The 7513-nt window shown below is 34.8% G+C and carries 8 protein-coding genes; 5 read left to right on the forward strand and 3 right to left on the reverse strand.

Annotation, left to right across the window (positions count from 1 at the left end; genetic code table 11):
- Positions 1–17: 17 nt before the first annotated feature.
- From AXA65_RS18355 to AXA65_RS18365, 3 genes are all read right to left on the reverse strand, one after another.
- Entirely contained in the window at positions 18–830 is an 813-nt protein-coding gene (locus tag AXA65_RS18355) for a glycosyltransferase family 2 protein (protein WP_063971500.1), read from the reverse strand.
- Between the two features lie 65 nt (positions 831–895).
- On the reverse strand, positions 896–1549 hold the full coding sequence (locus tag AXA65_RS18360; protein ID WP_063971501.1) for a YggS family pyridoxal phosphate-dependent enzyme: 654 nt from the start codon (positions 1547–1549) through the stop codon (positions 896–898).
- Positions 1550–1651: 102 nt separating this feature from the next.
- Positions 1652–2653 carry a hypothetical protein gene (locus AXA65_RS18365; RefSeq protein WP_063971502.1) on the reverse strand — a complete coding sequence of 334 codons (1002 nt, stop codon included), beginning with the start codon at positions 2651–2653 and terminating at the stop codon, positions 1652–1654.
- A gap of 244 nt (positions 2654–2897) precedes the next feature.
- On the opposite strand from AXA65_RS18365, the gene lpdA reads away from it, so the two are divergent.
- The 5 genes from lpdA (at position 2898) to AXA65_RS18390 (ending at position 7486) form a co-directional block, all read left to right on the forward strand.
- The gene (gene lpdA, locus AXA65_RS18370; protein ID WP_063971503.1) at positions 2898–4301 is read left to right on the forward strand and encodes a dihydrolipoyl dehydrogenase; all 1404 of its coding nucleotides are present in this window, start codon (positions 2898–2900) and stop codon (positions 4299–4301) included.
- 70 nt (positions 4302–4371) lie between these two features.
- Positions 4372–4854 (forward strand): hypothetical protein, encoded by a 483-nt coding sequence (locus AXA65_RS18375; protein WP_063971504.1) that lies wholly within the window; start codon positions 4372–4374, stop codon positions 4852–4854.
- A gap of 112 nt (positions 4855–4966) precedes the next feature.
- Positions 4967–6016 (forward strand): 3-dehydroquinate synthase, encoded by a 1050-nt coding sequence (aroB, locus tag AXA65_RS18380; protein WP_063971505.1) that lies wholly within the window; start codon positions 4967–4969, stop codon positions 6014–6016.
- A 141-nt stretch (positions 6017–6157) separates the two neighbouring features.
- Positions 6158–6796 carry a porin family protein gene (locus tag AXA65_RS18385; RefSeq protein ID WP_063971506.1) on the forward strand — a complete coding sequence of 213 codons (639 nt, stop codon included), beginning with the start codon at positions 6158–6160 and terminating at the stop codon, positions 6794–6796.
- Positions 6797–6889: 93 nt separating this feature from the next.
- Complete coding sequence (locus tag AXA65_RS18390; RefSeq protein WP_063971507.1) at positions 6890–7486, forward strand: porin family protein; 597 nt, start codon at positions 6890–6892, stop codon at positions 7484–7486.
- Positions 7487–7513 lie beyond the last annotated feature (27 nt).

The raw sequence follows: 7513 nt of genomic DNA on the forward strand, positions 1-7513 counted from the left end.
AACCGAACTCAGGTTAATTAGATAGAATCAATTCCAAAGGTCGTTCGTACGACCTTATTTTTTTTGGTGTATTCTCTGATCTCAAAGTTTTTCTTCCACGCTGCTTCATTCACGTAAGACCTGTCATGGTCCAGATGAACACAAATCGCACTGTAGCGGATCTGTTTGGATCTCAATCCCTTATTGACAAGTCTTTCACCCAGTTCACGGTCCTCGCCACCATATTGCATCTCTTGATTGAAGCCATTGATCTCAATGATATCTTTCTTCCAGCCCGAAGCATTGTGACCATTCCACGTGGGCTTTGTTGGTGTGATCGCATTCAGGATCTTCGACAATGAGCCTGAAGATGTCAATTTGTGGTTTTTAAATGAACGTTTTAAGCCTTTCGATAGAAGCCACTTCAAATGGAAACAATTTTGGTTCTCAATGTCTTTTTTTGATATTAATTCGGAGATGTTTAGAGGGAGTTTGAAATATCCTCCAGAAAGAAAATATCCCTCTTCACGGTATTTCAGATGAACGGCAACAAAATCTTTTCTTGGAATGCAGTCACCATCTGTAAAAATCAAATAATCTGTAGTTGAAGCTACAATCGCCTTGTTCAAAATTTTTGTCTTTTGAAAACCGTCATCTTCATGCCAGATATGTATCAGCGGCATGTTGATCTCACAGCGCAATCGATCGAGCAGTTTTTTGGTTTCCGGTCCCGATCCGTCATCTGCAATGATGATCTCAAAGTCAATTTCCGTTTGCACGCTTAGGCCCCAAATGACCTTTTCGAGCCACGCTTCGGAATTGTAGGTGCTTAGAATGACGGAAGTCTTCATACATTTTTTAAAATTGATCCGTTGCAAAAGTAATGAATAATGTAGGAAGTTCTATGGTGAAAAAATTAGTAGTTCCTCTCCCCAAAAATAGCCGATCCCACTCTTACCGAATTTGAACCACATTCAATCGCCAAAGGAAAATCGCCACTCATTCCCATTGATAAAGTTTCCAAAGGTTTTAAGCTGGAAAGCTCATCAAAAAGTTGTTTCAAAATTCCAAATTCCTCACGGATCTGCGTTTCATTATCCACAAAACTGGCCATTCCCATCAAGCCTTTGATTTCGATATTTGGGAAATTCCCTTCTAAGAATTCATTGAAAATATCTTTGGCTTCGTCAATGGTCAATCCGAATTTTGTCTCCTCTTTTGCAATTTTAACTTGAAGTAAAATATTGATCTTTCGATTGTTTTTCAAAGCTTCCTTATCAATTTCTTTCAAAAGTTTTTCGCTGTCAACGCTTTCTATCATTGAGATAAATCCCGCTACAAATTTCACTTTGTTGGTTTGAAGATGTCCTATCAGATGCCACTCAATATCGTTTGGAAGAACAGGTTGCTTTTCCAACAATTCCTGAACTTTATTCTCTCCGAAAGCCCGTTGTTCCAAATCATAAACTTCTTTGATCTTCTCAGCCGGATTGGTTTTGGAAACCGTCACGAGTTTTACATTTTCGGGAAGTTGGGAAAGGATGTTTTGATAATTTGATGCGATTGACATTGATTTGGATTTTAAAATCTGATGCAAAAATAGAGATTAATTTTATGGTTGTAAATTCTTGTCTTTTAGAGGTAGAATCAAAATGACCTTCAATATTAACGTTTAATTTGATTTTTGCTTTTCTAAAAGCTCAGTTACTTCCTTAGGGATTTCTACTTTTTTATGTGTATGGTTATCTGATAGCTTCATTTTTTTTTCATTTCTTACACAGTCATTATATCTTGAAATCCAATTTGATAAAATTCTGCCAAAAATTAATAAAACACTATCTATATCGACTGAGCATTTTTCACAATTTTTATAAATACAGAAAATTATTCCTTCAGGAGGACAATTTTCGCAGACATTTGGTATTGGCGAACAAATCAATGAATATTTTATTTCTCCAATTGAAAATTCTTTGCAAATAAATTTATTAAATCCAAGTCCTTCTAATAAAGCGGTTTGGAATTGAAAACTAGCTTCAAATTGTGAATTTAATTCATATGGGTTTTCCGGCAAAAATTCACCAATTTGTAAATCATCCCTAAATAAGAAAATTTTTTGCGTCGTATCTAATTGTCCGACTTTAGATTGTTTATCTAGAATTTCTTTTACAAAAGTACCCACAGTAAAATTAGTATCATCAATATTTAAAATATAATTTGGTCTTTCTATTAAATCATACAATACACTTCTTAGTCCTTGTTCTAAATCTTGATGACATAAAAAATTATCTTCTTCAAACGTTACCGGACAGGTGTTTGAATTCAAAGATTGAATAGAATTATCTATGTAATCATATAATTTTGTTTTTCTGTTATGCTTCCCTCTTAATTCTTTCAATTCTTCTGAAGCATTTAGGTGCTCTAATATTGATACAGGAAAATTTTTCTCCTTTTTCAACCGTCTATATTCGATGTATATGAAAGTACTAATTCCAAATAAAAAAAATAAAATATGAAACCAATTAATTTCAACAGGATGGGAATTTAATTCTCTTAATATTAAACCAAAAAAACCACCACAAGTAAGTAATAGAATTGATTTGAATAGTGTTATAAAAACACTGTCAGATTTTTCAAATTGAAAATAAGTTTCTAATTTTTGATATAAGTCTTTCATCGTTTTTTAGAGTGATTTATTTATTGTTTATGCTAACTCTCAAATTTACAAAAATCTACTTAATAAAAATCTTTAAGTTTAATAATATCAGATAGGTTTTTTAGAAAAAAAATTCATTTACTTACACAAATAAGATGTCTAATCATTATTGCTGAATTATATAATCAACCTGAAAATCTGTAGAAATTTGTTTTAATTTTCGTAAATTTGATGAAATTTTTATTCGAATAATAATCAAAAATATATGAGTCAATTTGATGTAACCGTTATCGGTTCTGGTCCTGGTGGATATGTTGCGGCAATCCGTGCTGCCCAATTGGGTTTCAAAACAGCAATTATTGAAAAATATTCAACCTTAGGCGGAACTTGTCTTAATGTTGGATGTATTCCTTCAAAAGCTTTGCTTGATAGTTCTGAGCATTTCGAAAAGGCAAAACACGACTTTGCAAATCACGGGATCATCATCAATGAGCCGACTGCTGATATCGCAAGAATGATTGCCCGCAAAAACGAAGTGGTGGATCAAACCACAAAGGGAATCAACTTTTTGATGGATAAAAATAAGATCACCGTTTTTGAAGGTCTTGGAAGTTTCGAATCTGCAACCCAGATCAAAGTTTCAAAGAACGACGGTTCTTCCGAAGTGATCGAATCTAAATATACAATCATTGCAACTGGTTCCAAACCATCCAGCTTGCCTTTCATCAATCTTGATAAAGAAAGAATCATCACTTCCACAGAAGCTTTGAATCTTAAAGAAATTCCAAAACATTTGGTTGTAATTGGAGGAGGTGTTATCGGTCTTGAGCTTGGTTCTGTTTATTTGAGATTAGGTTCTCAGGTGACTGTGGTCGAGTTTATGGATAAAATCATTCCTGGAATGGACGGAAGTTTGTCTAAGGAATTGCAAAAAGTTCTTAGAAAACAAGGGATGAAATTCGAACTTTCTACGGCTGTTTCGGCTGTTGAGAGAAATGGAGATTCAGTGAAAGTAACGGCTAAAAATAAAAAAGGTGAAGAAGTAAACTTCGAAGGCGATTATGTTCTAGTTTCTGTGGGAAGAAGACCTTACACAGACGGACTTGGATTGGAAAAAGCAGGTGTAGAACTTGACGAAAGAGGAAGAGTGAAAACCAACGACCATTTGCAGACGAATGTTTCAAACATCTACGCCATTGGTGACGTGATCAAAGGGGCGATGTTGGCGCACAAAGCGGAAGAGGAAGGAACTTTGGTTGCTGAGATCTTGGCTGGACAAAAACCGCATATCAATTATAACTTGATCCCAGGTGTTGTTTACACTTGGCCGGAAGTTGCTGGCGTTGGTAAAACTGAGGAGCAATTGAAAGAAGAAGGTGTAGCTTACAAAGTTGGAAGTTTCCCAATGAGAGCATTAGGAAGAAGCCGTGCAAGTGGTGACACAGACGGATTTGTAAAGATCATCGCTGACGAAAAAACCGATGAGGTTCTTGGTTTCCACATGATTGGAGCCAGAGCAGCCGATCTAATTGCAGAAGGTGTGATTGCAATGGAGTTTCGCGCAAGTGCAGAAGACATCGCAAGAAGTTCTCACGCACATCCAACTTACGCAGAGGCTGTGAAAGAAGCGGCTTTGGACGCCACTGGAAAGAGATCGATCCACATGTAATCTATAATAAGATTCAAATTCATATTAAAGAGAAGCAGTTTTGCTTCTCTTTTTTGTTTAATTTAACCTGATGAAAAAGTTTGTTGTTGTATTGATTTTCTGTCTTTCGATTTTTGGGTTTGGTCAAAATGTAGATTTGATCAAAAGACAAGTTGAAATGATCAATACATCCAAAAATTATATTGTCAAAAAAGTCCCCAACGATTATTTTGTAGATGTAAAAAATGAAGTGACAGATAACGGACAGGAACTCGAAGGCTATTTTAAAAATAAGGAATTGAAGAAAATAGTTCATTCTGTAGGTTTGTCAAGTACGATAATTGCGACACAGTTTTATTTTGATAAAGGAAACTTGATCTTTGTACTCAAGAAAAAATACCAAACCATCGACGAGAAAGAAAATCTCCTTAAACCAAAATTAACCTCAGAATCAAGGTTTTATTTTGTGAATGGAAAGGTCATTAATAAAATTAATACTGATGACTACAAGGAAGTTGGAGAATTAAAACAACAATCCATCTCTTTTCAAAAGGATTTGAAGGTCTATAAATAAGAATGGTCTGATTTGAAATTAAAATCTATTGATAATGCATCTCGTTGAAATTAATCTTCAAATAATTAAAATTGCTAATTAATTTGTTTTTATTTTTGTTAAAATTTGAGTTATGATAAAGGAACTTGACAAGGATTTCAGTAGTCTTAATGAATATATCGGTCAGTTATCGCCGAGTAAGATCTTCATTTTGGTGGATGAAAATACACACGACCATTGTTTACCGATTTTAATGCCCAATTTGGAAACAGATGCACCATTCGAGATCATCGAGATAGAAGCTGGTGAAGAGAATAAAAACATCGGAACGGCGACCCAGCTTTGGGAAATATTCTCAGAAATGGAAGCCGATAGAAAATCCCTACTGATCAATCTTGGCGGTGGAGTAGTCACGGATATGGGTGGTTTTGTGGCTTCAACTTATAAGAGAGGTTTTAAATTCATCAATATCCCAACCACTTTGCTTGCTATGTGTGATGCTTCTATTGGTGGTAAAACAGGGATCGATCATCAGTATCTTAAAAATATCATCGGGACTTTTGCATTGCCAGAAGCGATTTTCTTTTATCCGAAATTCCTGGAGACTTTGAAGTTTGAAGAGCTCAGAAGTGGTTTTGCAGAAATGCTGAAACACGGTTTGATCGCAGACGGAAACCATTGGAATGACCTTAGTTCATTATATAAGGTTACACCAGAAGATGTTGCGCCATTTATCAGTAGAAGTATGGCGATCAAAAATGATGTGGTGACAAAGGATTTCAAAGAAGAGAATATCCGCAAGATCCTCAACTTTGGACACACGATCGGTCACGCTGTCGAAAGCCTTTTTCTAAGAAAAGGAAACTTGATCCCTCATGGGGAAGCCGTAGCGCTCGGGATGATCTGCGAAACGCATTTGGCTTTTCTTGCTGGTTTGATAGATGTAGAGGTTTCTTCGACTATTATTACCAAGATCCAAAGATTCTTTCCATACATCGATATTTCTGAATTCAGGAACGAAGATATCCTTAATCTGATGTTCAATGACAAGAAAAATCAAGACGGTGATATCAATTTTTCTTTGATCAATGGGGTGGGAACTTGCGCTTATGACCAGAAATTGCATGCGGATCAAATCAATTTGACCTTAGATTTCTACAAAAATATCAACTCGAAGGCGTGATGTTATTCAATGAATATGATTTTTAAATCATTGATGATTAGTTATTTGATTGATTAACTTGAAAAATATCAATTATTTTTAATTTTTTGGCAAAGTATTTGGAAGTATGCTTCCCGTAAAACAAAATTAAAATTTGATATTATGAAAAAGTTATTTTTAGGATTAGGTTTGGTAGCAGGAACTTTTGCATTCGCTCAAACAAGTCCAACATTCGGTATTAAAGGTGGAATGAATGTTTCTTCTTTATCAAAAGACGGAGGATTGGAAGACCAGGGATCTAAAATTGGTTTTAATGGAGGTATATTTTTGAATGCACCTATATCAGAGCAATTTAGCATTCAACCCGAAGTTTTGTATAATAATTTGGGTTCAAAAGTAACCGTTACAGAAGTAAACTTAGGAAATGATAATTATTCAGCAGAATACGCTAGACATTTGGACTATATTTCTGTGCCTGTAATGGCTCAGTTTATGGCGACTCCAAATTTTTATATTGAAGCTGGACCACAATTTAGCTTTCTAGTTGATGCAAGAGATAAGTATAAAAATACGAAAAATGGATCTACTGAGGATGCTGAATCATATTCTCTAGACAAAGATAATTTCAAAAATTTTGACTTTGGTTTAGGTTTAGGTATAGGTTACTACTTTACTCCACAAATAGGTATTAATGCGAGGTATACTGCTGGTTTGACAGATATCTACAAAAGTAATTCAGAAAGTAGAGATAACGTGAAAAATAATGTTTTTCAAGTTGGATTAAATTTCAAATTTAAATAATTAAAAATATTTAAAATACTACAAAAGACCGATTCATTCGGTCTTTTTTTGTTTCTTAATTTATATTTTTGTCAGCAATAAACAATTATATTTATGAAGAAGGTTTTTCAGATTTTGGCAATTTCTGCAACAGCGATGATCTCTGCACAGTCTTTTGGTGTGAAAGGTGGTGCCAATATTGCGACAATCAGCAAAGAAAGAAGTTGGGATGATACCAATGCTAGAATTGGCTACTATGCAGGACTTTATATGCATGCTGCGGTTAATAATATATTCAGTATCCAGCCAGAAGTACTTTACAATAGTGTTGGTGTGAAATATGACAATGATAGGGTGTCACACACGCTAGGTTTAGATTATATTTCTGCACCGATTATGTTTCAGTTCGAACCAATTCTTAATTTGTTTGTAGAAGCAGGACCGCAGTTTTCTTTTCTTATTGGCAACAGTGACCGCAACAAAACTGACGATGTAGTAACGATAAAAAAATACAGGAATAATTCCAACTATAATAATTTTGATATGGCAGGCGCTATCGGTGTCGGTTTCCGAGTCAATAATATTACAATTGGCGCCAGGTATGTCGTCGGGTTTACCGATATCAAGAAATCAGGATCTACAAGTTGGAGCAATGATGATAAGCAGCTTCGTAATAACGCTTTGCAGATCGGATTGCAATATGGATTTTAAAACTTGATAAAAATAAAAAAGACCAAC

Origin of the sequence: Chryseobacterium sp. FP211-J200 (genome assembly GCF_001643375.1) — a bacterium.
GTDB lineage: Bacteria > Bacteroidota > Bacteroidia > Flavobacteriales > Weeksellaceae > Epilithonimonas > Epilithonimonas ginsengisoli.

Coding starts and splice junctions, on each gene's coding strand:
- AXA65_RS18355 (WP_063971500.1), bottom strand. CDS start 830: ATGAAGACTTCCGTCATTCTAAGCACCTACAATTCCGAAGCGTGGCTC.
- AXA65_RS18360 (WP_063971501.1), bottom strand. CDS start 1,549: ATGTCAATCGCATCAAATTATCAAAACATCCTTTCCCAACTTCCCGAA.
- AXA65_RS18365 (WP_063971502.1), bottom strand. CDS start 2,653: ATGAAAGACTTATATCAAAAATTAGAAACTTATTTTCAATTTGAAAAA.
- lpdA (WP_063971503.1), top strand. CDS start 2,898: ATGAGTCAATTTGATGTAACCGTTATCGGTTCTGGTCCTGGTGGATAT.
- AXA65_RS18375 (WP_063971504.1), top strand. CDS start 4,372: ATGAAAAAGTTTGTTGTTGTATTGATTTTCTGTCTTTCGATTTTTGGG.
- aroB (WP_063971505.1), top strand. CDS start 4,967: ATGATAAAGGAACTTGACAAGGATTTCAGTAGTCTTAATGAATATATC.
- AXA65_RS18385 (WP_063971506.1), top strand. CDS start 6,158: ATGAAAAAGTTATTTTTAGGATTAGGTTTGGTAGCAGGAACTTTTGCA.
- AXA65_RS18390 (WP_063971507.1), top strand. CDS start 6,890: ATGAAGAAGGTTTTTCAGATTTTGGCAATTTCTGCAACAGCGATGATC.